Below are 24,392 nucleotides of genomic sequence, written 5' to 3'. Positions count from 1 at the left end.
CTACACCCTTCGCGCACCGGTTGACGGCTCAGAGGTCCTGATGGTTTTCCAGCAAGGCGGTGCGGGTGGTGGGATTGGCGAGCTTCTCGAGCCACCACTGCAGCGCGCGCCCGGGGCTGGCATGGCCCGAAGTGGTCCAGGCATATTGCAGGCGCAGCGTGCGCCGCGGGCGCACCACCTCGCGCACCACCAGGCGTCCGGCCTGCAAATGCGCGTTGACCATGCCCTGCGGCAAAAAACCGTAGCCCAGTCCGCGCAGCTGGGCCTCGACCTTGGCCGCCATGCTGTCCACCGTGAGCACCGACTGGCCGCCGAGCACGCCCACGCTGGTGGTGTCGCGCGAGGCGGAATCGGCCACCGCCACCACGCGGTGCTGCAGCAGCGTGTCGTCATTGATCGGCTCGGGCACCCGCGCCAGCGGGTGGCTGGGCGCGACGGCCAGGCAGAATGCCATCTCGCCGAGCTCCTGCAGCTGGATGCCGGCGATGTTGCTGGCATTCACCGCAACGCCGATGGCCAGGTCGGCGCGGCCCATGCTCAGCGGCTCGAGCGTGCCGCTCAGGATGCCATCGCGCAGTTTCAGGCGCGTGGGGGACTCGAGCGCATAGAAAGCCTCGACCAGGTCGAACAGCGGACCGCGGGCCAAGGCGCCATCGGCGACGATGGTCAGCTGCGGCTCCCATCCCGTGGCCACGCGGCGCACCCGGTGCGCGACGGCATCGATGTCCTGCAGCAGCCGCGCGCCCTCGCGCAGCAGCTCGAGGCCGGCCTCGGTGGGCTGCGCCTGGCGCGAGCGCCGGTCGAACAGCAGCACGTCCAGCGCGTCCTCGATCTGCCGCACGCGGTAGGTCAACGCGCTGGGCACCAGCCCGAGCGCGCGCGCGGCCGCGGCAAAGCTGCCGGTATCGGCAATGACCTGGAGCATGGCCAGGCTGTCGGGGGTCAGGGCATCGCGGGGGGTGGACATGGCAGGGGCCGATTCAGGGGATTCGAAGATGCCGGCAGGCCGGCCGCGGCGGCCCATGCCGCGCGTGCCTTGTGGCGCGGGCCTACAGCGCTCCGGGCGGCAGCTGGTCGGCGGGCACGGTGTCCAGCGATGGGTCCAGCACGCGCCGCTCGTCGAAGACGAAACAGCCGCCGCGGTAGTGCGCGCCGTCCGTCTCCTCGAAATATTTGAGGATGCCGCCCTCAAGCTGATAGACATGTTCGAGCCCTTGCTCGCGCATCAGGATCGCGGCCTTCTCGCAGCGGATGCCGCCGGTGCAGTAACTGACCACGGTCTTGTCCGCCAGTTCGGCGCGGTGCGCCGCCAGCGCCGCGGGGAACTCGGTGAACTTGGCGATGCGCCAGTCGATGGCGGATTCGAACGCGCCGGCATCGACCTCGAAGTCGTTGCGCGTGTCGAGCGTCACCACCGGCCGCCCTGCGTCGTCATGGCCCTGCTCGAGCCACTGGCGCAGGCGCGCGGGGCTCACGGCGGGCGCGCGGCCGAGCGCCGGCTTGATGGTGGGATGGTCCATGCGGATGATCTCGCGCTTGACCTTGACCAGCATCTTGCGAAAGGGCACCTGCTGCGACCAGCTTTCCTTGGGCGCGAGGTCGGCAAAGCGCGGATCGGCGCGCAGTTCATCGACGAAGCCGCGCACGCGCTCTGCGGGCCCGGCCAGGAAGAAATTGATGCCTTCCTCAGCCAGCAGGATGGTGCCCTTGAGAGCGGCGGCATTCGCGCGCTCAGCAAGCGTGTCGCGCAGCGCGGGCGCATCGGGCAATGCCACGAATTTGTAGCAGGAGATATTGAGAATGTCGGTCACGGATGGAAATGCCTGGAGCCCGCCGGGGCGCTGCCTGCGCGCCGGCTTGGCCTGCGGCTTCAGGGGGTCAGAATCGATTTGATCTTGTTGGCCAGCTGTGCCACGGACAATGCCGCGGCGCAGCCCGGCGTGGCCTGCAGCAGCAGCTGGCGGCGCATGACCGACTCGCGCACCGCAGGGTCGGCCGGGATGTCGCCCATGTGCAGCAGCCGCACCGGCTGGCCGTCCTCGGTGGTCACGAAGCGGTTGAGCACCTGCTGCAGTTGCCCGGTGATCGCGCGCCCGTCGCCGGGGCGCGCCGCCTGGTTAATGATCAGGCGCATGTGCTGGCGCTTTTGCTGCGTCGCCAGCACCTTGATGGCTGCATAGGCGTCGGTCAGCGAGGTGGGCTCGGGCGTGGCCACGATCATCACTTCGTCGGCCATCGACACGGAAAACAGCACCACGTCGGAGATGCCGGCGCCGGTGTCGAGCAGGATGACGTCGAAGCGCGGCGCCATGGTCTCGACCACCTGCAGGAACTTGGCACGGATCTCGGGCGTGAGATGCGAGTACTCGACCATGCCGGAGCCCGCCAGCAGCACCGAGAAACCGCCCGGGCTGGGCAGCAGCGCGTCCTCCAGATCGGCCTTGCCGGTGAAGACGTCATGCAGCGTGATCTTCGGGAACAGGTTCAGCACCACGTCCAGATTCGCCAGGCCCAGGTCGGCGTCGAGCACCAGGACTTTCAGGCCATGGCGCGTCAACGCGGCGGCAAGGTTGGCCGAGACGAAAGTCTTGCCAACGCCGCCCTTGCCGCTGGTGATGGCAATGATGCGGGCACGCTGCTGGGAACGCGTGCGCACCGCCTCGCCCATGGGCGTGCTCGTGGGAAGGGCGGGATGGGAGGGCAGAACGGCGTCGCTCATCGCATTGCTTTCACCGGCCGGTGTGCCGGCCGCTGGCGTCGGCCAGGGGAACCGTCGACCGATCCACGTCAGCCGGGGGGTAATACGTGGACAGGGGGCCAAACAACATGCTCTTTTCTTCCGCACTCACGGTGCTGTCGGGTTGCTCTTCGATGCAGATACGGTTGCGACCGGCGGATTTTGCCTGATAGAGCTGGTTGTCCGCGCGCTCGATCCACAGCTGGGTGGTGCTGCGGATCCACTGCAGCGCGTAGGCGCCGCCGATGCTGACGGACACGTTGAGCGCCAGGGCCGGCGAGACGCGGATCATCGTGGACTCGACCGCCTCGCGGATGCGTTCGGCGATCGCGCGGCCATAGGTGGCCTGGCAGGAGGGCAGCACGATGGCGAATTCCTCGCCGCCGTAGCGCGCCAGTGTGTCCATGGGGCGCACGCAGCCGAGCAGGGTGCGCGCCACCGATTGCAGCACCATATCGCCCGCGATGTGCCCGTGCGTGTCGTTGATCTTCTTGAAGTGGTCGATGTCGAGCATCAGCAGCAGTGCCGCCTCGCCCGATCGCGCCATGCGATCGACCTCGCGCTCGAGCACGCTGCGGAAATGCCGGCGGTTGGCGAGCCCCGTGAGCGGATCGCGCAGCGACAGCTCGCACAGCCCGTCGATCAGTGCCTGGAGGTAACGCGTCGGGGTTTCGTTGGGCAGGCCCTGGCCCGGCGCACCAGACTGGGTCACCAGGCTGTGGGCCGTAGACAGGCGCAGGTCGCGCAGGAAAACGGATTGGTAGGTCGCGGAACCAGTCACAAAATGCAAATCAGTGTTGCCAGAGTGTATCAGCCTCGCAGTTCCTGTTCACAAATCAGGAAGGCTGCCGCGCCAGATGCTGCAGCGCCGCCAGGGCTTCGACATCGGTGCGGTAGAGTGCCAGATCGGGCGCAGGCTGCAGCACCCCCGCGCGCCGCAGGCCGTTTTCGACGGGCAGCTTGAGCCCGCTGACGTGCAGTGTGCCACCGCGCTGGCGCAGCAGTCCACGGATGCGCGCAAAAGTCTCTATGCCAGTGATGTCGATGCGGTTGATGGGCTGGGCCAGCAGGCACAGGTGCTGCATCTGCGGATGCGCGCCGAGATGGTCGACGACGCGCTGCTCGAGCGCGCGCGCCGAGGCGAAATCCAGCTCGGCATCCATGCGCAGCACGAAGGCGCCCGGCGCAATCGCTGGCAATTGCCACAGGTGCCGGTCGCGCAGGCTGCCGTCCGCATGCAGCCCGGCCTCGATGATGCGCGGGTGCAGGCGCTGGTAGAGGAAATGGCACAGGCCCATGACGATGCCGGCCAGCACGCCCCAGTAGAGCTGCGGCGCGGTGGCCAGCGTCAGCGCGCAGGTGGCCAGCCCGATGCAGGCCTCGGTGCGCGAGATGTGCCAGAGCCGGAACATGGTGCGCGGCTTGATCAGGTTGAGCACGGCCGTCACCACGATCGCCGCCAGCGCCGATTGCGGCACATGGTAGAGCGCGGGCGTGAGCCACAGCAGCACGATGAACACGAAGCCGATGGCGAACACCGTGGCCCAGCCGGTGCGCGCGCCGGCCATCAGGTTCACGGCCGAGCGCGAGAACGAGGCGCTCGTGGCGAAGCTGCCGCACAGCCCGGAGCTGATCTTGGCCATGCCCTGGGCCAGCAGATCCTGGTTCTCGTTCCAGCGCGTGCCGGCCTGCTGGTGCTCGGCCTGGGCGCTGGAGGCGGTCTCCAGGAAGCTCACCAGCGAGATCACAAGCACCGGCATGATCAGCGCCGCGAATTCGCTGCCTTCGAGCCACTGGGGCCAATGCAGGGAGGGCAGGCCAGCGGGCAGCGTTCCCACGACGTCGCCGCCGCGGTCGGCAAAGCCCGTGGCCCAGCTCAGCACGCCGGCCAGGCCGGCGACGGCCATGGCGGCCGGAAAACCGGCACGCCAGCGCTTGAACGCCAGCAGCAGCGCCACGCTTGCCAGGCCGATGCCGGCGGCGCGCAGGTCGAAGTGGTGCAGCGACGGGGCGGAGAAGAACGCATTCCAGGTGGTGCGCAACCCCAGCAGCGCCGGCAGCTGCGAGGCGAGGATCAGCAGTCCGGCCGCCTGCGTGAAGCCGTTGAGCACCGGCGAGGTCACGAGATTGAGCAGCCAGCCCGCGCGCAGCGCGCCCAGCATGCATTGCAGCAGCCCCGAGAGCAGCGCGATCCAGACCGCGAGATTGACCCAGTGGGCGCTGCCCGGTTCGGCCAGGCCCATCAGCGAGGCGCCGATCAGCAGGCTGGTCAGCGCCGTCGGCCCCACGCCCAGGCGCGGCGAGGCGCTCCACAGAACGGCCACCAAGGCCGGAATCAGCGACGCGTAGATGCCCGTCACCAGCGGCATGCCCGCGAGCGCCGCATAGGCCACGCCCTGGGGCAGCAGCATCAGGCCGACGGTCATGCCGGCCCAGAATTCACCCAGCAGGAGCTCGGGGCGGGGACGGGGCCAGGCAAGAAAGGGAAAGCAGCGGGTGAGGTCGGGCATGGGCAGCATTGTGCGGCAGCGCGCAGGGGGTCGGCGTGTTGGGCGCCTGTCCTACGCAGGCTTCGGCTGGTTCCGACGGTGCGCTCCGGAGGGCGGAAATACATTCTCATCACCAACAACACGCAGGGCCCCGGCCCGAGGAGCAATCAACATGATCCAGCCACGTCAACGCATTCTTTCCATCCTGGCCGTGACCACCCTGGCACTGGGCTTGTCGGCCTGCGGCAAAAACGAGGACCAGACTGCCGGCCAGCGCCTGGATTCGGCTGTGGCGCGCACCGAGCAAGCCGCCGACAACGCGGCGCAACGCACGGAAGAAGCCACCCGCTCGGCCGGGGCGCGCATCGAAGCGGGTGCGGAGCGTGCAGGCGACGCCGCCAGCAATGCCGCCGACCGCGTGGGCGATGCCACCAGCAATGCCGCCAACAACGCGATGAACGTGGCTGGCGAAGCCACCACCACGGCCGAGATCAAGGCGGCTCTGGTCAAGGATTCCGAGCTGAGCGCGCTGCAGATCAATGTCGACACCAAGGACGGCGTCGTCACGCTCAACGGCACGGCGCCCAGCGAGAGCGCCAAGACCCGCGCCGGTGAAATCGCCAAGGGCGTGGGTGGTGTCAAATCGGTCAACAATATGCTGACCGTGCAGGCCCGCTAAGCGGCCCGGTCCTCGGGGTGCGGTGATGCCGTGTCCCTACCTGCGCCATCAGGCGCGGGCTGCCGTCTTCCCGGCTGCAGGCGCCCTTTCACAGGGCGCCTGCACTGCCTTGTGGCGCGAGGGACTGCAGGCAGCGCAGCGGACGATGTTGCGCGGCGGGGCATGCCGCGGCGCTACCATTGCCCCATGAAACAACCCGACCTCGACCTGATCACCGCACTGGTCCACCATCCCTATCAGCCGCCGTCCGACTTCGTGGCGCTGCAGCCTGCAGTGCACAAGGCGTCCACGGTGGTTTTTCCCGATGTGGCGGCCCTGCGCAACCGCCGTTGGCTGGACAAGAGCGGCTATACCTATGGGCTGCATGGAACGCCCACCAGCTACCAGCTCGAGGAGCGCCTGTGCACGCTGGAAGGCGGCAAGCAGTGCCTGCTGGCGCCCAGCGGTCTGGCGGCGATAGCCTGCGTCGCGCTGGCGCTGCTGGGCACCGGCGACGAGGTGCTGATCCCCGACAATGCCTACGGGCCGAACAAGTCGCTGGCGCAGGCCGAGCTGCTGCAGTGGGGCATTTCGCATGCCTTCTACGATCCCATGGACGTGGCCGACCTCGCGGCGCGCATCACGCCGCGCACCCGCCTGGTCTGGCTGGAGGCGCCGGGCTCGGTCAGCATGGAGTTTCCCGACCTGGCGGCCATGGTGGCGCTGTGCCGCGAGCGCGGCGTGATCTCGGCGCTGGACAACACCTGGGGCGCGGGGCTGGCCTTCAGGCCCTTCGACCTCGATGGCGACGGCAGCCACCGGCTGGGCGTCGACATCTCGGTGCATGCACTGACCAAGTACCCGAGCGGCGGCGGCGACGTGCTGATGGGCAGCGTGATCACCGTGGACCAGGTACTGCACCTGCGCCTGAAGCTCACGCACATGCGGCTGGGCATCGGCGTGTCGGGCAACGATTGCGAAACCCTGCTGCGCGCGCTGCCCAGTGTGGCCTTGCGCTACCGCGCCCATGATGCCGCCGCGCGCGAGCTCGCCGGCTGGCTGCAGCGGCACCCGTGCGTCGTGCAGGTGCTGCACCCGGCGCTGCCGGGCTCGCCCGGGCATGCGCACTGGCAGCAGCTGTGCGGCGGGGCTTTCGGCGGGCAGGGCGCGGCGGCCGGGCTGTTCAGCGTGGTTTTCGATCCACGCCACAGCCAGGCCCGGGTCGATGCGTTCTGCGACAGCCTGCGCCTGTTCAAGCTCGGCTACAGCTGGGGCGGCCCGACCAGCCTGGTGGTGCCCTACGAGATCGAGAGCATGCGCGAGCGCGCGCTGCCGCAGCTGCGGCCCGGCACCGTGGTGCGCTTCAATGTGGGGCTGGAAGCCGTCGAGGACCTGCGCGCCGATCTGGCGCAGGCACTGGAAGCGGCTTTTTCCTGACCCTTTTTCGAAGGTGCGCGCCGGCGCGCTGCGGGCGAAGGCGCCGCCCGGGCGGGCCTCAGGGTCGTGAGGATGAAGCCGCAACCGAGGGCTGGTACAGTAGGCGCAGCGTCAAATCAACGAAAGAGCACATTGGCAACACCCAACTACGGATACGAAAAACGGCAACGCGAGCTCGCCAAGAAGCAGAAGAAGCAGGACAAGGAGCGCGCCAAGGAGCAACGCAGGAGCGAGGTGGCCGAGCATCCGGGCGCAGGCCAGGCGGCTCCCGACGCCGATCCCGCGCCGGATGCGGACATGCCGGTTACGGACGTGCCGGTTACGGACGTGCTCCCGCCCAGCGCGGGCCGCTGATCGCCCGGCGCGATGCCCTGTGCGGGGCGCGTGGCACAGCCCGGGCCGGGTCGGCCTCGGCGCAGGCTGCGCAAATCAGGGCTGCTTGAGCAGGGGCTCCAGATGCGGCCACACGTTTTCCAGCATCCGCGGATGCGCCCGGGCGGCGGGATGGATGCGGTCGGGCTGGAACCAGGCGGCAGCGTCCGGCACATCGGCAATGCCGGTGAGCAGGAAGGGCAGCAGGGCCGCCTTGCTCTGGCGCGCCACCTCCGGGAACACCGCGCTGAAGTCGCGCCCGTAGGCGCCGCCATAGTTGGGCGGCACCTGCATGCCCAGCAGCAATACCCTGGCACCCGCCGCCTGGGCTGCGCGCGTCATGGCCAGCAGGTTGTCGCGCGTCCCCGCCACCGGCAGCCCGCGCAGTGCGTCGTTTCCGCCAAGCTCGATCACCACCACCGTCGGCTGGTGCTGCCTGAGCAGATTGGCCAGCCGTGCACGCCCTCCCGCCGTCGTGTCGCCGCTGACGCTGGCGTTGATCACGCGCGCATCAGGCATGCTTTTTGCCAGCCGCTGCTGCAGCAGCGCCACCCAGCCCTGACCCCGGGCCAGGCCGTATTCGGCGCTGAGCGAATCGCCCACCACCAGGACCACGGGAGGCCGGGCGGATTTGGCGGGCGCGGCGATACCGTTGCCGCAGGCCGTGGCAGCCGCCGCTGCCAGCAGCCAGCGCCGCCTGTCGATTGCTTTCAATTTCATGCGATCCAATTCAGTTGATATGCCAGCATCCCTTGTACCACCCCCTTTGCTTGAAATCGAGCACCTTTCCAAGTCGGTTGCCGATTCCACGGGTTCGCTCGACATCCTGCGCGATATCCATGCCTCGTTCGCGCGCGGCGAGAGCGTGGCCATCGTCGGCGCCTCCGGCTCGGGCAAGAGCACGCTGCTGTCCATCCTGGCCGGGCTCGACACGCCCAGCGCGGGCACGGTGCGCCTCGAGGGACAGGACCTGTTTGCGCTGGACGAGGACGACCGCGCCGCGCTGCGCGCGCAAAAGCTCGGCTTCGTGTTCCAGAGCTTTCAGCTGCTGGGCAATCTGACGGCGCTGGAGAACGTGATGCTGCCGCTGGAGCTGGCGGGCCACGGCGCGGCGCGCCAGCGGGCGCGCGAGATGCTGGCGCGCGTGGGCCTGGGCCAGCGCGAGGGCCACTACCCGCGCCTGCTGTCGGGCGGCGAGCAGCAGCGCGTGGCGCTGGCGCGCGCCTTCGTGGTCGAGCCCGCCGTGCTGCTGGCCGACGAGCCCACCGGCAGCCTGGACTTCGCGACGGGGGAGACCATCATGCAGCTGATGTTCGAGCTCAACCGCGAGCGCGGCACCACGCTGATACTGGTCACGCACGACCGGGCCATTGCGGCGCGCTGCGAACGCTGTCTCACGGTGGAGGCCGGGCGCCTGGTCGAATGAACGGGCAAGCCCACGTTGCAACACCCGGAAATCGATGGTGTCTGACGAGTAGCGAAGCAAAAAGCAGCTATGCTCGGCCTGCTATTGGATTCATAGCTTCTTTAATCGTTTGACGTTGTGAACCAGCAGGATTGCCACGGCGCGCTTATGTTCCCATGACTTTTCACATTACGGGCCTGTCGAAAAAGCAACGCATTCTTGTGCCTGCGGTGGTGGTCCTTGTCCTGGGAGTCTCCTTGAGCGCCGGCGCAGGCCTGGCGTTGATGCGCACGCCGCATGCGGCAGGCACTGCCGCCGCTCCGGCGCAGCCCGTTGCCGCCTTTGGCAGCGCATGGGCGGCTGCGGCGCCGGCTCCGGTGGCCACTGCCGGCCCGGCCAAGCCTCCGCCCGCGCCGCGGCAGTCGGCGCTGCCCTGGCTGGTGATGGCTGGCGGCGGGCTGGCATCGCTGCTGCTGGCGGCAGCCACTTACTGGTACCTGCGCCGGCGCCAGCACGCATGGGAGCAAGAGCGCATGCAGGCCACGGCGCTGCACAGCGACCAGCGCATCCAGGCACTTTTCAACCAGGCCGCGGTGGGCGTGGTCCAGCTCGATGCCGAAACCGGGGCCTTCGAGCAGGTCAATCAGCGCTATGCCAGCCTGCTGGGGCTGCCGCTCGATGTCCTGCCGGGGCGGCATTTCAGCGAATTCATCCACCCTGGCGACCGCGCCGAGCACGCATCGCTGATGCAGCGGCTGGGCCGGGGGGAAATGCAGGAGTACCAGCACGAGCTGCGCCTGATCCGCAGCGACGGCTCGATCATCTGGGTGGAGGAAACCGCTTCCTCCATTGGCCGGGGCCCGCGCGGCCAGTCGCTGAACCTGGGCGTGGTGCAGGATGTCACCGAACGCCGGCGTCTCGAGCAGCATCACCGCGAAAACGAGGAACGCCTGCGTGCGGTGCTGCAGCGTCTGCCGGTGGGGCTGGCCATCGTCAGCGAGGAAGGCGACATCGTCTACCGCAACGACCGCTTCGTGTCCACTTGCGGCTATACCGAAGCCGATGCGCCCACCGTGAGCGACTGGTGGGCCGCCACCTATCCCGATGACCGCGCGCGCGCACAGGCCTGCGAGCAGCTGCAGAAAGCCAAGATGCGCGCACGCGCCCTCGACGGCAATCTCCAGCCCGCCGAGTACCGCATCGTCTGCCACGACGGCCGCCTGCGCACGGTGGAGATCGGCGGCGTGGCCATGGACGGCCAGTACCTGATCACGCTGGAAGACCTGAGCCAGCGCAAGGCGGCCGAGGAGGAGATCCGCTACCTCGCGTTCTATGACCTGCTGACGCAGCTGCCCAACCGCCGGCTGCTGCTCGACCGCCTGCAGCAGGCGCTGGGCGCGGGCGCGCGGCGCCAGCGCTCGGGTGCGCTGCTGATGCTGGACGTGGACAACTTCAAGACGCTCAACGAGACGCGCGGCCACGACCAGGGCGACGCGCTGCTGCGCCAGGTCGCGACGCGGCTGCGCGAGGCCGTCGACGGGGCGCACACCGTGGGGCGCCAGGGCGGCGACGAATTCGTCGTGGTGCTCGAGGACCTGGGCGAGGACCCGGTGCAGGCCGCCGCCATGGCCCAGGAGGTCGGCCAGACCATTCTGCGGGCGCTGCGCCAGCCCTATGTGCTCGACGACGGTCAGGACTGCCATGCCACGGTGAGCATCGGCGCCACCATCTTCCAGGGGCTCGACGATACCGTGGACGAGCTCCTGCGCCGCGCCGACCTGGCCATGTACCAGGCCAAGAAGGCCGGGCGCGACACTCTGCAGTTCTTCGATCCGCGCATGCAGCAGGTGGTGCGCGAGCGCGCGACGCTGGAGCAGGACCTGCGCACCGGTCTGGCCCAGCAGCAGTTCGAGCTGTTCTTCCAGCCGCAGGTCGAGGACGGCAGCATCATCGGCGCCGAGGGCCTGGTGCGCTGGCGCCATCCGGGCAAGGGCTTTGTCTCGCCCGCGAACTTCATTCCGCTGGCCGAGGAAAGCGGCCTGATCGTGCCGCTGGGCGAGTGGGTGTTGCGCACCGCCTGCGAGCAGCTCGCCCGCTGGGCGCAGGATCCGGCGCTGTCGGAGCTGGTGGTGGCGGTGAACGTCAGCCCGCGCCAGTTCTACCAGGCGCAGTTCGTCGACCAGGTGCTGGCGGCGCTGGCGGTCACCGGCGCGCCGCCCTCGCGTCTGAAGCTCGAGCTCACCGAGGGGCTGCTGCTGACCGATATCGACGACACCATCGCCAAGATGGTGCAGCTCAAGCAGCATGGCGTGGGCTTCTCCCTGGACGACTTCGGCACCGGCTATTCCTCGCTGGCCTACCTCAAGCGGCTGCCGCTCGACCAGCTCAAGATCGACCAGAGCTTCGTGCGCGACGTGCTGACCGACCCCAACGACGCGGCGATCGCCAAGACCATCGTCGCGCTGGGCATGAGCCTGGGCTTGCGGGTCATTGCCGAGGGGGTGGAGACCGAGGCGCAACGCGCGTTCCTGCACGAGCATGGCTGCCATGCCTGGCAGGGCTATCTGCTGAGCCCGCCGGTGCCCGTGGCGCAGCTCGAGACCCTGGTGCGCCGCGAAAGGCAGACGGCCTGAGCGCCGTCGTCGCATCGCTTGTCTTTCATGCCTGAGATCAAGACCCTGCTGCTGTTTGCGGCCACCGCGGTGGCCGAGATCGTCGGCTGCTACCTTCCCTGGCTCTGGCTGCGCCACGGCCACGGCGCCTGGCTGCTGCTGCCCGCGGGCGCCAGCCTGGCGGTTTTTGTCTGGCTGCTGACGCTGCACCCCGATGCCTCGGGCCGCGTCTATGCGGCCTATGGCGGGGTGTACGTGGCCGTGGCGCTGCTCTGGCTGTGGCTGGTGGACGGGGTGCAGCCCACGCGCTGGGACCTGCTGGGCGCGTGCGTCGCGCTGGCGGGAATGTGCATCATCGCGTTTGCGCCGCGCGGCGCGTGAATCGGCACCGGCATGCCCGGCCAAAAGCTGCACGCGCCTGCGCTTGCGGCTGGGGCGGGCACGGTATCATTCAGGCCTGTTCCATGAAGCTGTCACTCCACCTCCGTGCGCCTTAACTCGATCAAGCTGTCCGGCTTCAAGTCCTTTGCCGAGCCGACCAATTTCCTGCTGCCCGGGCAGCTGGTCGGCGTGGTCGGGCCCAATGGCTGCGGCAAGTCCAATATCATGGATGCGGTGCGCTGGGTGCTGGGCGAGAGCAAGGCCAGCGAGCTGCGCGGCGAGTCGATGCAGGACGTGATCTTCAACGGCACCACGCAGCGCAAGCCCGCGAGCCGCGCCAGCGTGGAGCTGGTGTTCGACAACAGCGACCACCGCGCGGGCGGGCAGTGGGGCCAGTACGGCGAGATCGCCGTCAAGCGCGTGCTCACGCGCGACGGCAACAGCAGCTACTTCATCAACAACCAGCCGGTGCGCCGGCGCGACGTGCAGGACGTGTTCCTCGGCACCGGCCTGGGCCCGCGCGCCTACGCGATCATCGGCCAGGGCACCATCAGCCGCATCATCGAGTCGCGGCCCGAGGAGCTGCGGCTGTTCCTGGAGGAAGCGGCGGGCGTCTCCAAGTACAAGGAGCGCCGGCGCGAAACCGAGAACCGGCTGTCGGACACGCGCGAGAACCTGACGCGTGTCGAGGACATCCTGCGCGAGCTCAACGCCAACCTCGAGAAGCTGGAGAAGCAGGCCGAGGTCGCGGCCCAGTACCACAAGCTGCAGGGCAGCGTGACGCTCAAGCAGCAGCAGCTGTGGTTCCTCAAGCGCGCCGAATCCGAGGCCGAGCAGGACAAGATACGCGTCGAGGGCCTGCAGGCCGTCAACGACCTCGAGGCGCGCATGGCCGAGCTGCGGCACATCGAGGCCGAGCTGGAAACCATCCGCCAGGCGCACTACACGGCGGGTGATGCCGTCAACCAGGCGCAGGGCCGGCTCTACGAGGCCACGGCCGAGGTCGGCAAGCTCGAGGCCGAGATCCGTTACGTGGTCGAGGGCCGCCAGCGCGTGCAGCAGCGGCTGGCGCAGCTCGCTGAGCAGATCGCCGACTGGGCGCGGCGGCGCGAGGACGCCGAGGTCGAGATAGAGAACCTCGAGGGCGCGGGCATGGATGCCGAGGAGCAGGCCGAGATGCTGGCCGCGCAGCTCGAGGAGCAGTCGCTGCGCCTGCCCGATCTGGAGGACGCATTGCGCCAGGCGCAGCAGGGCGAGAGCGCCCAGCGCGCCCAGGTGGTGCAGGTGCAGCAGCAGATCCAGGTGCTGGCCGCCGAGCAGCGCAGCCTGGGCGAGCAGGAGCGCCAGTTCCAGGCGCGCGACGAACGCCTGCGCGCCGACCGCAATGCGCTGGCGGTGCCCGACGAGGCCCGGCTGAACGCGCTGCGCGGCCAGCTCGAGCAAGCCCAGGAAAGCGCCGAGATCGCCGAGGCCCAGCTGCAGGAACTGCAGGACAGCGTGCCCCAGCTCGACGAGGAGCGGCGCGCGCGCCAGCAGGCGGTCAACACCGAAGGCGCGCGCCAGGCGGAATTGGCGGCGCGCATGGAAGCGCTCAAGGCGCTGCAGGAAAAGCTCAAGACCGACGGCAAGCTCCAGCCCTGGCTGGCCAAGCATGGCCTTGACGGCCTGCCGGGGCTGTGGACGCGCCTGGGCGTGGAGCCCGGCTGGGAGAATGCGCTCGAGGCCGCGCTGCGCGAGCGCATGGGGGCGCTGTCGGTGGGCCGGCTCGACATGGTGCGCGGCTTCCTGGGGGCGGGCGCGCAGGACGCGCCGCCCGCGCGCATGGCTTTCTACAGCACTGCCGATACCCATCCAGGCGCTGCGCCCCAGCCCCACGCCAGTGGCCTGGCGCCCCTGTCATCGCTGCTGCGCGTGAGCGACGCCGGCCTGCAGGCGGTGCTCACGGATTGGCTGCAGGGCTGCTACACCGCGCCCACGCTCGATGCCGCCCTCGACCGGCGCGCCGCGCTGCAGCCCGGCGATGTCATTTACGCGCCCAGCGGCCATGCGGTCACCGCGCACAGCGTGGGCTTCTATGCGCAGGACTCGGAGCAGTCCGGACTGCTTGCGCGCGCCCAGGAAATCGAGCATCTGGAAAAGGAAACCCGGGCCCAGGCGCTGATCAGCGACGAGTCGCGCAGCGCGCTGGTGCGGGCCGAAAGCGCCTATGCCGATGCCTCGCAGCGGCTGATCGCCGCGCGCCGCGAGGCGGGCGAGGCAAGGAACGCAGCCCATGGCCTGCAGGTGGAGGTGCTGCGCCTGACCCAGCTGGCCGAGCAGGCACGCGCGCGCAGTGCCCAGATCGGCGCCGACCTGGAAGAGGTCGAGGCCCAGCTCGGCGACATCGAGGAGCGCCGGGTTGCCGCCGAGGCACGCTTCGAGGAGCTCGACATGCAGCTCGCCGACAGCCAGGAGCGCCACGCGCAGCTTGGCGACCGGGTGCTCGAAGCCGAGCGCCGCCTGAACGAGTCGCGCGAGCAGCTGCGCGCGCTCGAGCGCCAGGCGCAGGAAGCGACCTTCTCGCAGCGCAGCCTGCAGGCGCGGCGCGCCGAGCTCAGCCGCAGCATCGACACCGCGGCGCAGCAGATGCGCGCGCTGGCCGATGAGCAGCAGCGCGCGCAGGACGAGCAGTCGCGCCTGAACGACGCCGCGGCCCAGGGCGGGCTGCAGGACGCGCTGGCGCTGAAGATGGAGCGCGAGCAGGACGTGGGCGCGCGCCGCAGCGAATACGACGAGCTCACCAACCGCCTGCGCGGCAGCGACGAGCGTCGCCAGCAGCTGGAAAAGGCCCTGGAGCCGCTGCGCCAGCGGATCACCGAATTCCAGCTCAAGGAGCAGGCCGCGCGCCTGGGCCTGGAGCAATACAACGGCCTGCTGGCCGATGCGCAGGCCGACCTGGCGGCGCTGGCGCAGTCCATTGCCGAGGGCAATGTGCGCATTCCTGGCATGCAGGGCGAGATCGACCGGCTGCACCGCGAGATCGCGGCGCTGGGCGCGGTCAACCTGGCGGCGCTCGACGAGCTCAATGCCGCCAGCGAGCGCAAGCTGTTCCTCGACGCGCAGATGCAGGACCTGACGGCGGCGATGAACACCCTGGAAGACGCCATCCGCCGCATCGATGCCGAGACGCGCGACCTGCTGTCCGGCACCTTTGACACCGTCAACCGGCATTTCGGCAGCATGTTCCCCGAGCTGTTCGGCGGCGGCCAGGCCAAGCTGGTGATCACCGGCGACGAGATCCTCGACTCGGGCGTGCAGGTCATCGCGCAGCCGCCGGGCAAGAAGAACCAGACCATCCACCTGCTGTCGGGCGGCGAGAAGGCGCTCACCGCCATCGCGCTGGTGTTCGCGATCTTCCAGCTCAACCCGGCGCCGTTCTGCCTGCTGGACGAAGTCGATGCGCCGCTGGACGACGCCAATACCGAGCGCTACGCCAAGCTGGTGTCGAGCATGAGCCGCGGAACCCAGTTCCTGTTCATTAGTCACAACAAGATCGCGATGGAGATGGCCCAGCAGCTGATTGGCGTGACAATGCAGGAGCAGGGCGTGTCGCGCATCGTGGCAGTGGATATGGAGTCGGCCCTGCACATGGCCGAGGCAGTCTGAAACCCTTATTTCCTGGATGCACATGAGTACCTTGCAAATCAGTCTGGCCATCCTTGGCGTCGTGCTGCTGGCATTGATCGTCGCCTACAACAGCTGGTCCGCGCGGCGCAACGCGCCCAAGCGCGCGCAGCCCGAGGAAGACGAGAGCGGCCTGCCGGGGCACCACCAGCCCTACAACCTGACCGAACGCCACGAGCCCGCGCTGGACCTGTCGCATGGCGGGCAGCAGCCCGAGCCGGTCGGGCCGCAGGTAATGCCGCTGGCCCAGGCCCAGGTGCATGACTACGCGCCGGTGCCCGCGCCGGTGCCCGCGCCTGCGGCGCGCCAGGAGCCCGCACTCGATGGCGCGCCTGCGCCCCATGGCGGCGCGCCCCATGGCGGCGCGCCCCATGGCGCAGCGCCAGTAGACGAGGCGTCCAATGGCGGGTTGTCCGATGCCGCCCTGGCGCATGGCATCCCTGCCGCGGCGCCGGCCGAAGCGGCGCAGGCCACGCCCGCGCCCGCCCCCATTCCCCCCGAGCGCCGCCCCAGCCTCGACGCGCTCATCGACGCGATCGCCCCGATCCAGCCCGAGCATGTGATCCCCGGCGAGGGCGCGCTGCAGGTGCAGCCCACGACGCGGCGCGCGGGCAGCAAGCCCTTTCGCATCGAGGGCCTGAACCAGACCACGCGCCAGTGGGAGCCGCTGCAGGCCGGCTCGCGCTACACCGCCTTCCAGGCCGGGGTGCAGCTGGCCAATCGCGTGGGCGCGCTCAACGAGATCGAGTTCTCCGAGTTCGCCGCCAAGGCCCAGGCTTTCGCCGATGCGGTCAGCGGCTCCGTCGACCTGCCCGACATGCTGCAGGAAGTGGCGCGGGCGCGCGAGCTCGACCAGTTCGCCAGCGAGCACGACGCCCAGCTGACTTTCATGCTGCGCGCGCGCCAGGCCGCGTGGAGCCCGGGCTATGTCATGCAGAATGCCGCGCGCCTGGGCTTCGTGCCCCTGTCCATGCCGGGCCGCATGGCGCTGCCTTCGGCCGCGGGCGGCCAGCCGCTGCTGGTGCTGTCCTTCGACGCCCAGGCCGCGATGGCCGAGGACCTCGACCAGTCGGCGATCCTGGAGGTGCTGCTGAGCCTCGACGTGCCGCAGGTGCACCGCAGCGAGCAGCCCTTCACGCGGCTGCGCGAGGTGGCCGACGGGCTGTGCCACGCCATGGAGGGCGTGCTGTGCGACCAGAACGGCCATCCGCTGCCGGCCTCCGTGGTCGATCCCATTGCCGCCGACCTCGAGCATCTCTATGACCAGCTCGACAGCCGCGAGCTGTCGGCCGGCTCGATGCTCGCGCGCCGGCTGTTCAGTTAGTTTTCAGAAGAATGCATGCCGAAGAATCTGGACCTGTTTGCGCCGCCCGGGGACGACCCCGGCGCTGAGATCGAAGCCCTGCGCGCGCAATTGCGCATCTGGGCCCATGAATACTATGTGCTGGACACGCCCAGCGTGCCCGACGCCGAGTACGACCGGCTCTACAGGAGGCTCGAGGCGCTGGAAGCGAAGCACCCCGAACTGGTCACGCCCGACTCGCCCACGCAGCGCGTCATCGGCGCCGTCATGGCCGGCCTCGCGCCGGTCGTGCATGTGGTGCCGATGCTCAGCATCCGCACCGAAACCGACACCGAAGCCAGCGGCGCGCAGGCCTTCGACGCGCGCGTCCGCCGCGAGCTCGGCCTCGACGCCGGGGACCCGCCCGTGGAATATGTGGCCGAACCCAAGTTCGACGGCCTGGCCATGAGCCTGCGCTACGAGGGCGGGCGGCTGGTGCAGGCCGCCACGCGCGGCGATGGCAGCGTGGGCGAGGACGTGACGCACAACATCCGCACCATCCGCCGCATTCCGCAGGTGCTGCCGACCGATGTGCCGCCAGTGCTGGAAGTGCGCGGCGAGGTCTACATGCGCCGCGATGATTTCGAGACGCTCAACGAGCGCCAGCGCGCCGAGGGCGGCAAGACCTTCGTCAACCCGCGCAATGCGGCCGCGGGCGCGGTGCGCCAGCTGGATTCATCGATCACCGCGCAGCGCCCGCTGGCCTTCTTTGCCTACGGTCTGGGCGACATCACGCCCGCGGCGCAGGGCGGGCCGGCATTCGCCACCCATTACGGCATGCTGCAGCAGCTCAAGAAATGGGGCTTCCCCGTGGCGGAGCAGGTGAGCCTGGCGCAGGGCGCCGACGAACTCGTGGCTTTCCACGCCCGCATGGGCGCAGCGCGCGATGAGCTGCCCTACGACATCGACGGCGTGGTCTACAAGGTCAATGCACTGGCGCTGCAGCGCGCGCTGGGCTTCGTCACGCGCGAGCCGCGCTGGGCGGTGGCGCACAAGTATCCGGCGCAGGAGATGGTCACGCGCGTCGAGGCCATCGACGTGCAGGTCGGGCGCACCGGCAAGATCACGCCGGTGGCGCGGCTCGCACCGGTGTTCGTCGGCGGCGTCACCGTCACCAATGCCACGCTGCACAACCTGTTCGAGCTGCGCCGCAAGCGCGTGCGCGTGGGCGATGAAGTGATCGTGCGGCGCGCGGGCGATGTGATCCCCGAAGTCGTCGGCGTGGTGCCGCCGCGCGCCGCGGTGGCCGTGGGCGCCGAGGCCAGCGATGCGCTGGTCGACGCCGCGGAGCAGCCGCCCGCGCAGCTGCCGCGCACACCCTATGTCGCCAATTTCCACATGCCGCGCCAGTGCCCGGTCTGCGGCAGCGACGTGGTGCGCGAAAAGGGCCAGATGAACCACCGCTGCAGCGGCGGGCTGTTCTGCGCCGCGCAGCGCAAGGAGGCGCTGCGGCACTTTGCACACCGGCGTGCGATGGACATCGAAGGGCTGGGCGACAAGCTCGTCGACCAGTTGGTCGAGGCGCAACTGGTGCGCACGCTGCCCGATCTCTACCGGCTCACGCTGGAGCAGCTCTCGGGGCTCGACCGCATGGCCGAGAAATCGGCGCTCAATCTGCTGGCGGCGCTGGAGAAATCCAAATCCACGACGCTGGCGCGCTTCCTGTTCGCGCTGGGCATCCGCCAGATCGGCGAGGCCACGGCGAAGGATCTGGCGAAGCATTTCGGCACGCTGGATGCGATCATTGCCGCCAGCGAGGACCAGCTGCTCGAAGTCAACGATGTCGGCCCGATCGTGGCGCAGAGCATCCGCAGCTTTTTCGACCAGCCGCACAACCTCGAGGTGCTGGCGCAGCTGCGCGAGGAATGCGGCATCCACTGGCCTGAAGGCGCGCCGGCCGAAAGGCCCGTGCAGCGGCTGGCCGGCATGACGGTGGTGCTGACGGGCACGTTGCCGACCATGGGCCGTGACGAGGCCAAGGAACGGCTCGAAGCCGCGGGCGCCAAGGTCGCGGGCTCGGTCAGCAAGAAGACCAGCTACGTAGTGGCAGGCGCCGACGCGGGCAGCAAGCTGGCCAAGGCCGAGGAGCTCGGGGTGCCGGTGCTCGATGAAGCGGGGCTGCTGGCGCTGCTGGCGGGGAACTGAGCGCTGGCGCATTGCCGGCGGGCAGGGAACCCCGGCCGGCGGGCTGCCACCAACATGCATTGGACGGGTCATCGGGACCCATCCGTGGCAAACCAGGTTGGGAGCGATGCGCATGTCGATGGGTGTGCGGCTGAACAATGTCATGTTGACCCACGACCGCATGGCGCAGATCAGGGGCGCTCAGACACTGGGCGAGGCGCAGCGCATGGGGCTGGTCGACCGTTTCGTCGACTGGTGCCGGGGCGGCGTGAAAAAAGCCGCCATCGAGAAGGTGTTCAATACCGTGAATGCGCCTGCGAGCGCTCATGGCGAGCGGCTGCGGCGCTTCCAGGAGCTGCACAGCTTCCTGCGCCCTGAACACATGGACCAGTGCCAGTTGAACCTGCAGAAGGACGAGGAAGGCAAAACCTGGTCCTATCGGATGGTGATCGGCGGCGAGACGCTGGCGCAAGCCGCCAGCCTGCCGGTGGAGTCCGGGCGGACCCTTGCCGATTTCGAAGACCATGTGGTGCTGGCGGAATTCGGCAGCCATCTGCACGCGAGCCATGGCGCGGATCCGGCAAGGGAGTGCACAGCCCTGTGCGAGAAGTTCCGCACGATCAATGAACGGCAAGCCGGATCCCTCGACCGTCATCCCTCCAGCGTCATGCTGGAGAAGTTCCGCCTCATCAGCGGCAGCCTGCAAGAGCTGGGCGTGCCCGCCAACGATGTGTTCCCCGGTGTCGAACTGTCTCCCGACCTCGAAAATGTCGAACTGTTTGTCGGGAGGCACACGCTTGCCCGCTGCCCGATTCCCGACCGGCAGGTGTTGACCGACGCGTTGACCACCCAGGCCCATGCGTGCACCACCGCCGTCGATCACCTGCTGCGCACGCGCGACAGCGATGCCGCGGTCATCGATACCGTCGATCAGATGGTGGATGGCGACGAAGCCAAGGAGGCGATGAAGAAGAACCTGCACGATCGGTTTTTCTGCAGCGACAACTTCGTGGGCACGCGGGAGCTCGAGGGCGATGCCTCCAGGTTCGAAGTGACTTTCCGTGATGCAGCCGACGTGGAGAGGAGCCTGGTGTTTTCCAATCGCATTTCCACCCATTCGGAACTCAGAGGACCCCTCCTGCAGGGCCAGCTCGCCAGCGGTTCCTACGCAACGCTTGCGGAGTTGATCGCCAGGGGCTTCGGCAGCCCGCAGGATGCGCCGATCACCTATCTGTCGGGGCCTTACCGCGCTGGATTCACCCAGTGCATGCGCACCCTGCAAGAGTTGGGCGGCGCGGGGCAGCGGCTTGGCTTTGCGAGCCAGGCGGCCGTCGATGAGTACATCCAGGCAGCGACAAACGCCATCGCCCCGATGCGGCTGGGCAACACCAGCCTCGAAGCGGTATGGGGCCTGAAGACCACCGCGGACGGCAACGCGCCGCGGCAGGCGCAGCAGACGCATGGCGCCGATGCGGCGGCTTCGCCGGCTGCGGCATCGCTGCCCACACCGCGAAGCGATGAATGGAGCCCTTTGCTGACTGGCAGGGCATGAGCACGAAGCCAGGGTGAAGCGAGAGCAGGCACGGCAAAGTCGCGCCGCTTTGCCGTGCCGCTGCGGGCGCTGCAGTTACCATCCGCGCATGAGTTCCCATTACGAAACACTGCAAAAGGCAGAAGCCTATCCCGAGTTCTTCAAGGTGGCCCCTCCAGGGGAACTGGGCGAGCGTTTGCTGCGGGCCCGGCGCCCGGGCTACATCATCCGCGCAGTGTCGCAAGCCGAGGTGCCGGCAGCCCCACCGGCGCAGCCCGAGGCCACTTCCACACCTGCATCCGCACGCAAGCCCGCGCCGGTGCGCGAATTGCTGCAGGCCCAATGGGGCCTGGTGCCGCACTGGGTGAAGAACGCCTCGGACGCGCGCCTGCGCGCCATCAAGCTGCTGCACGCGCGCAACGAAACCGCCTCCACGGCGCAGGCCTTCCGCGATGCCTGGCTCAACAGCCAGCGCTGCATCATTCCGATCATGGCCTTCTTCGAGGACGACTACCGCAGCGGCAAGCCGGTGTCGACGCGCATCTCGCGCGTCGATGGCAAACCGATGGGGCTGGCGGGCCTGTGGGCGCGCTGGCAGGGGCCGGAGGGCGAGGACATCCTGAGCTTCGCGGCGCTGAACATCAACGCCAACACCCATGGCCTGCTGCACCGCTACCAGCCCCCGGGCAACGAGCGGCGCATGCCGGCCATCCTCAACGAGGGCGCCTACGATGCCTGGCTCAGCGTGCGCCAGGACAAGGCGCGCGAGTTCATGCGCCAGTACTCGGCCAGCTGGCTGACCGCGAACCCGGTGGAAAACAAGAAGGACAAGATTCCCAAGGACTGGCGCGCCTGAGCCGGCTCAGGCGGGCGCCGCCTCGGCTTGCGGCGCGGCCTCCAGCATGTGGCGCTGGTGCACCGCGCTGGCCTGCAGCAGCCGCATCAGCGCCACGGCATCGAGGCACTGCACCAGCAGGGCCGATCCGTCGGCCTGCTGCGCCTGCAGGATCTCGCCGACCACTGCCGGCGCACCGCTGCCGATGCGCGGCGCCGCGGCAAAGCGCCGCGCCGCGAAATGCTGCACGCCCAGCAGATCGCTGACCAGCAGCCCAATGCGCCGCCCCCCGGCATCTATGACGATGACCTGGCTCTGGGCTGTCACCTGCGAGGGTGTGCCCCGCAGCACATGGCCCAGGTCGAAGACCCAGGCATAGCCCGTGACCTGGCCTTGCGCGCGCCGCGCCAGCGTGCCCATGCAGTAGGGCATGCGGCCGGCCGACACCGGTGTGATGGCGCTGGCGGGCAGGGCTTCGAGCACGCAGCCCGCGTCCACGGCGAAGGGCCGCGCATCGATGAAGAAGGTGGCCATCTCGCGCCCCGCGTCGTCTGCGGCGCCGCTGTCTCCGGGCACATGGGTGCCGCGGCGCATCACGGCGGCCTCGGCATCGGCCAGCACCGCGCCAAAGGAGGTGAAGGACAGCGCCAGCACGGTATCCGGCGCAGAGGCGCCCTGCGCAGAGGCGCCCTGGGCATCGGCATGGGCGCGGAATTCGCGGTAGCCCTGCGTTGCCGAGCAGCCCACGATGCAATAGTGGCCGTCATGCACCATCGCACGCGAGGCGCTTTCGCCCGGCGCCAGCTGCAGCATGCCGCCGGGCAGCGCCAGGCGGCTGCCCTGGGCGATATGCAGGCCGCTGGCGGCGCATTGCGCCGGGCTGCTGGCCAGCACCAGCCCGCTGCGGTCCACGAACACCGTGCAGTGGCTTGCGCCGCCCTGGCTGGCGCCGGCCAGCATGGCGCCGAGTTCGGCCTCGGCGTTGAAGACGATGCCGATGCCGCCCACGGTCTGCGCGCCGTCGGGCGCACGCACGGCGGCATGGAACACATAGGTCGGGGCGCCGTCGCTCAGCGGGCCTGCGCGCCACGGGCTCACGTGGTAGGCCTGGGCACCGCCCAATGCCAGCACCGCAGCCAGCGCGTCGGCCTCCACCTGCTGGCCGATGGCGCTGCTGCCGTCGGCCAGCGTCGCGTGGCTGGCGGCCACGATGCGGCCGCTGGTGTCATAGACCACCAGCCGCGAGTACACGGTATAGAGGCCGTTGATCTGGCCCAGGATGGCGTTGGCGCGCATCAGGTCGCCATCGCTGGCGATGTCCAGCTGCACATCGGCCAGCAGATTGCGCAGCTCGGGCGTCAGCGCCCACCAGCGGCAGTCGTTGGCGCGCTCGTAGAGGTTGCGGTCCAACAGGTCGACCAGCAACTGGCTGAGGAACTCGCCGTCGCGCAGCGCCGCGCCCAGCACCGTGTGGTGCAGATCGCGTATCGACTGGCTGAACACCTCGTTGGTGCGCGCGCCGGTCTCGCCGATCTGCTCGAGCACCGCCGACAGGCGCTCGGTGCCCTCGCGCCGCCCGGCCGTCATCACCTGGCCGTTCCACACCACGCGCCGGATGGTATCGGCCGCCGTCACGATGTCGTGCAGCGGCGGGCAGAACCGGCGCGCATGGCCCAGCAGGCCCTGGATGATGGCCGGCAGCAGGCTTTCGGCCGTGCCCTGGGCGCTGCCGGCGGCGCGTGCCTGGAAGGCCAGCTCCACCGGCACCATGACCTGGCCCTTCCATCCGGCCGGACCCGGATAGCCCTGGTAGCCCGCCGCGGGCAGCGTCTGCACCAGGTAGGAGCGGCCCGAATGGGTCCACAGGCGCGGCGCGCCGGCTTCATTGCCCGGCACCTTGCGGCCCGGCGCGACCCATTGCGGATCGCTGCTGGCCAGCACCTCCCCCGCGGCATCCACCAGCAGCGCCAGGCTGCGTCCGTCCTGCGCGCCGCGCGCCTGGAAGATGCCCTGCAGCTCGTCGTCGAAGGCAAAGCTCAGGCACAGCACCCCGACCGGCTCGCCCGTGGCGGGATGCAGCAGCCGCTGCGAATACAGCAGCGCATTGCGCGGTCCCGGACGCAGGTGGCTGGCGCGGAAGGTCTCCACATAGCCCGGGCTGCGCAGCGTCTGCGCCACCAGCGGGTCGGCTTCCTCCGCCGCCGGAACGCTCTCGTCGATGCGCGCCAGCACCCGGCCCTGCGCGTCGAGCACCAGGACGTCGTCGTAGACCGTGTACTTGCTGCGGTACTGGCGCAGCCGCGTGCGCACCGCCTGGGGATCCGCATCGAGCCCCGCGGCCAGGCGGCACAGCACGGGATCGGTGGCGAGAAAGCCCACATCGGCCGTGCGCTCGTAGAGGTTGCGCACCAGGATGTCTATGACGTTGCGTGCCTGCGTGCCGATCTCGCGCATCACTTCGTCCACGGATTCCGCCACCAGCGAGCGCACCAGGTCGGCTTCCAGTCGCTGGAAGCCTTCGCGCGTGGCCGCCATCATCGGCAGGATGCTGTGCGCCTCGTCGGGGCAATTCATGCGCGCCGACGACTCGATCAGCCGCCAGGTCAGGCGCAGCTCGCGCAGCGAATCCTCGCAGCGCGAGACCTTGCGCATGAAGGGAATGAATCCATCGGTATCGATTGCCTCAACGGCTTCGTGTGTGCCTGACATCATGTGCCTCCCGGTCTGTTGCATTGATGTCGCCATCCCGCGCGGCGACCATTTTTTGCCAGGAGCCCAAGCAAGAGCCGGGCCAAGCGCCGGGCCG

The 24,392-nt window shown here is 69.2% G+C and carries 18 protein-coding genes; 11 read left to right on the top strand and 7 right to left on the bottom strand.

Features of this window, described 5'->3' with window-relative positions:
• Positions 1–28: 28 nt before the first annotated feature.
• From M9799_RS16700 to M9799_RS16680, 5 genes are all read right to left on the bottom strand, one after another.
• A complete protein-coding gene (locus M9799_RS16700) occupies positions 29–967 on the bottom strand; it encodes a LysR family transcriptional regulator (protein ID WP_231042436.1) in 939 nt (312 codons plus the stop codon).
• An 82-nt stretch (positions 968–1,049) separates the two neighbouring features.
• Positions 1,050–1,811, bottom strand: a complete 762-nt coding sequence (locus M9799_RS16695; RefSeq protein ID WP_231042435.1) for a sulfurtransferase — start codon at positions 1,809–1,811, stop codon at positions 1,050–1,052.
• Positions 1,812–1,870: 59 nt separating this feature from the next.
• Positions 1,871–2,719 carry a MinD/ParA family protein gene (locus tag M9799_RS16690; protein ID WP_377008567.1) on the bottom strand — a complete coding sequence of 283 codons (849 nt, stop codon included), beginning with the start codon at positions 2,717–2,719 and terminating at the stop codon, positions 1,871–1,873.
• Positions 2,720–2,729: 10 nt separating this feature from the next.
• Complete coding sequence (locus M9799_RS16685) at positions 2,730–3,518, bottom strand: GGDEF domain-containing protein (RefSeq protein ID WP_231042434.1); 789 nt, start codon at positions 3,516–3,518, stop codon at positions 2,730–2,732.
• A 55-nt stretch (positions 3,519–3,573) separates the two neighbouring features.
• Positions 3,574–5,247 carry a SulP family inorganic anion transporter gene (locus M9799_RS16680; protein WP_377006896.1) on the bottom strand — a complete coding sequence of 558 codons (1,674 nt, stop codon included), beginning with the start codon at positions 5,245–5,247 and terminating at the stop codon, positions 3,574–3,576.
• Positions 5,248–5,398: 151 nt separating this feature from the next.
• Here M9799_RS16680 and M9799_RS16675 point away from each other — a divergent pair, with 151 nt between their 5' ends.
• From M9799_RS16675 to M9799_RS16665, 3 genes are all read left to right on the top strand, one after another.
• Entirely contained in the window at positions 5,399–5,905 is a 507-nt protein-coding gene (locus M9799_RS16675) for a BON domain-containing protein (protein ID WP_231042432.1), read from the top strand.
• A gap of 186 nt (positions 5,906–6,091) precedes the next feature.
• Positions 6,092–7,321 (top strand): PLP-dependent transferase, encoded by a 1,230-nt coding sequence (locus tag M9799_RS16670; RefSeq protein WP_231042431.1) that lies wholly within the window; start codon positions 6,092–6,094, stop codon positions 7,319–7,321.
• Positions 7,322–7,453: 132 nt separating this feature from the next.
• Entirely contained in the window at positions 7,454–7,675 is a 222-nt protein-coding gene (locus M9799_RS16665; protein ID WP_231042430.1) for a hypothetical protein, read from the top strand.
• 75 nt (positions 7,676–7,750) lie between these two features.
• Here M9799_RS16665 and M9799_RS16660 read toward each other — a convergent pair whose 3' ends face one another.
• Complete coding sequence (locus tag M9799_RS16660; RefSeq protein WP_231042429.1) at positions 7,751–8,413, bottom strand: arylesterase; 663 nt, start codon at positions 8,411–8,413, stop codon at positions 7,751–7,753.
• A gap of 19 nt (positions 8,414–8,432) precedes the next feature.
• Between M9799_RS16660 and M9799_RS16655 the strand changes: the two genes are divergently transcribed.
• The 8 genes from M9799_RS16655 to M9799_RS16620 all read left to right on the top strand — a co-directional run bounded on the left by M9799_RS16655 (position 8,433) and on the right by M9799_RS16620 (position 21,607).
• A complete protein-coding gene (locus tag M9799_RS16655; protein WP_231042428.1) occupies positions 8,433–9,119 on the top strand; it encodes an ABC transporter ATP-binding protein in 687 nt (228 codons plus the stop codon).
• Positions 9,120–9,355: 236 nt separating this feature from the next.
• Positions 9,356–11,731: a putative bifunctional diguanylate cyclase/phosphodiesterase gene (locus M9799_RS16650; RefSeq protein ID WP_231042427.1), complete on the top strand. Its 2,376-nt coding sequence runs from the start codon at positions 9,356–9,358 to the stop codon at positions 11,729–11,731.
• 27 nt (positions 11,732–11,758) lie between these two features.
• Positions 11,759–12,091 carry a YnfA family protein gene (locus M9799_RS16645; protein WP_231042426.1) on the top strand — a complete coding sequence of 111 codons (333 nt, stop codon included), beginning with the start codon at positions 11,759–11,761 and terminating at the stop codon, positions 12,089–12,091.
• A 105-nt stretch (positions 12,092–12,196) separates the two neighbouring features.
• Entirely contained in the window at positions 12,197–15,736 is a 3,540-nt protein-coding gene (gene smc, locus M9799_RS16640; protein WP_231042425.1) for a chromosome segregation protein SMC, read from the top strand.
• Between the two features lie 22 nt (positions 15,737–15,758).
• On the top strand, positions 15,759–17,078 hold the full coding sequence (locus tag M9799_RS16635; protein WP_231042424.1) for a cell division protein FtsZ: 1,320 nt from the start codon (positions 15,759–15,761) through the stop codon (positions 17,076–17,078).
• A 15-nt stretch (positions 17,079–17,093) separates the two neighbouring features.
• On the top strand, positions 17,094–19,241 hold the full coding sequence (ligA, locus tag M9799_RS16630; RefSeq protein ID WP_231042423.1) for an NAD-dependent DNA ligase LigA: 2,148 nt from the start codon (positions 17,094–17,096) through the stop codon (positions 19,239–19,241).
• A gap of 106 nt (positions 19,242–19,347) precedes the next feature.
• A complete protein-coding gene (locus M9799_RS16625; RefSeq protein WP_263725541.1) occupies positions 19,348–20,772 on the top strand; it encodes a hypothetical protein in 1,425 nt (474 codons plus the stop codon).
• 88 nt (positions 20,773–20,860) lie between these two features.
• Positions 20,861–21,607, top strand: a complete 747-nt coding sequence (locus M9799_RS16620; protein WP_231042421.1) for an SOS response-associated peptidase — start codon at positions 20,861–20,863, stop codon at positions 21,605–21,607.
• A gap of 6 nt (positions 21,608–21,613) precedes the next feature.
• On the opposite strand, the gene M9799_RS16615 is transcribed toward M9799_RS16620, so the two are convergent.
• A complete protein-coding gene (locus M9799_RS16615) occupies positions 21,614–24,295 on the bottom strand; it encodes a chemotaxis protein CheW (protein ID WP_231042420.1) in 2,682 nt (893 codons plus the stop codon).
• Positions 24,296–24,392: the final 97 nt, after the last annotated feature.

The organism is Comamonas endophytica, assembly GCF_023634805.2.
Lineage (GTDB): Bacteria > Pseudomonadota > Gammaproteobacteria > Burkholderiales > Burkholderiaceae_C > Comamonas > Comamonas endophytica.
The sequence above is the reverse complement of the archived record's forward strand: the minus strand, read 5'-3'. Positions and strand labels throughout refer to the sequence as shown.

What these genes read in the sequence shown, in the direction of transcription:
- M9799_RS16620 (WP_231042421.1), top strand. Translation starts at nt 20,861, where the DNA reads ATGAGTTCCCATTACGAAACACTGCAAAAGGCAGAAGCCTATCCCGAG.
- M9799_RS16670 (WP_231042431.1), top strand. Translation starts at nt 6,092, where the DNA reads ATGAAACAACCCGACCTCGACCTGATCACCGCACTGGTCCACCATCCC.
- M9799_RS16675 (WP_231042432.1), top strand. Translation starts at nt 5,399, where the DNA reads ATGATCCAGCCACGTCAACGCATTCTTTCCATCCTGGCCGTGACCACC.
- M9799_RS16700 (WP_231042436.1), bottom strand. Translation starts at nt 967, where the DNA reads ATGTCCACCCCCCGCGATGCCCTGACCCCCGACAGCCTGGCCATGCTC.
- M9799_RS16680 (WP_377006896.1), bottom strand. Translation starts at nt 5,247, where the DNA reads ATGCCCGACCTCACCCGCTGCTTTCCCTTTCTTGCCTGGCCCCGTCCC.
- M9799_RS16625 (WP_263725541.1), top strand. Translation starts at nt 19,348, where the DNA reads ATGCGCATGTCGATGGGTGTGCGGCTGAACAATGTCATGTTGACCCAC.
- M9799_RS16660 (WP_231042429.1), bottom strand. Translation starts at nt 8,413, where the DNA reads ATGAAATTGAAAGCAATCGACAGGCGGCGCTGGCTGCTGGCAGCGGCG.
- M9799_RS16635 (WP_231042424.1), top strand. Translation starts at nt 15,759, where the DNA reads ATGAGTACCTTGCAAATCAGTCTGGCCATCCTTGGCGTCGTGCTGCTG.
- M9799_RS16645 (WP_231042426.1), top strand. Translation starts at nt 11,759, where the DNA reads ATGCCTGAGATCAAGACCCTGCTGCTGTTTGCGGCCACCGCGGTGGCC.
- M9799_RS16615 (WP_231042420.1), bottom strand. Translation starts at nt 24,295, where the DNA reads ATGTCAGGCACACACGAAGCCGTTGAGGCAATCGATACCGATGGATTC.
- M9799_RS16655 (WP_231042428.1), top strand. Translation starts at nt 8,433, where the DNA reads ATGCCAGCATCCCTTGTACCACCCCCTTTGCTTGAAATCGAGCACCTT.
- ligA (WP_231042423.1), top strand. Translation starts at nt 17,094, where the DNA reads ATGCCGAAGAATCTGGACCTGTTTGCGCCGCCCGGGGACGACCCCGGC.
- M9799_RS16690 (WP_377008567.1), bottom strand. Translation starts at nt 2,719, where the DNA reads ATGAGCGACGCCGTTCTGCCCTCCCATCCCGCCCTTCCCACGAGCACG.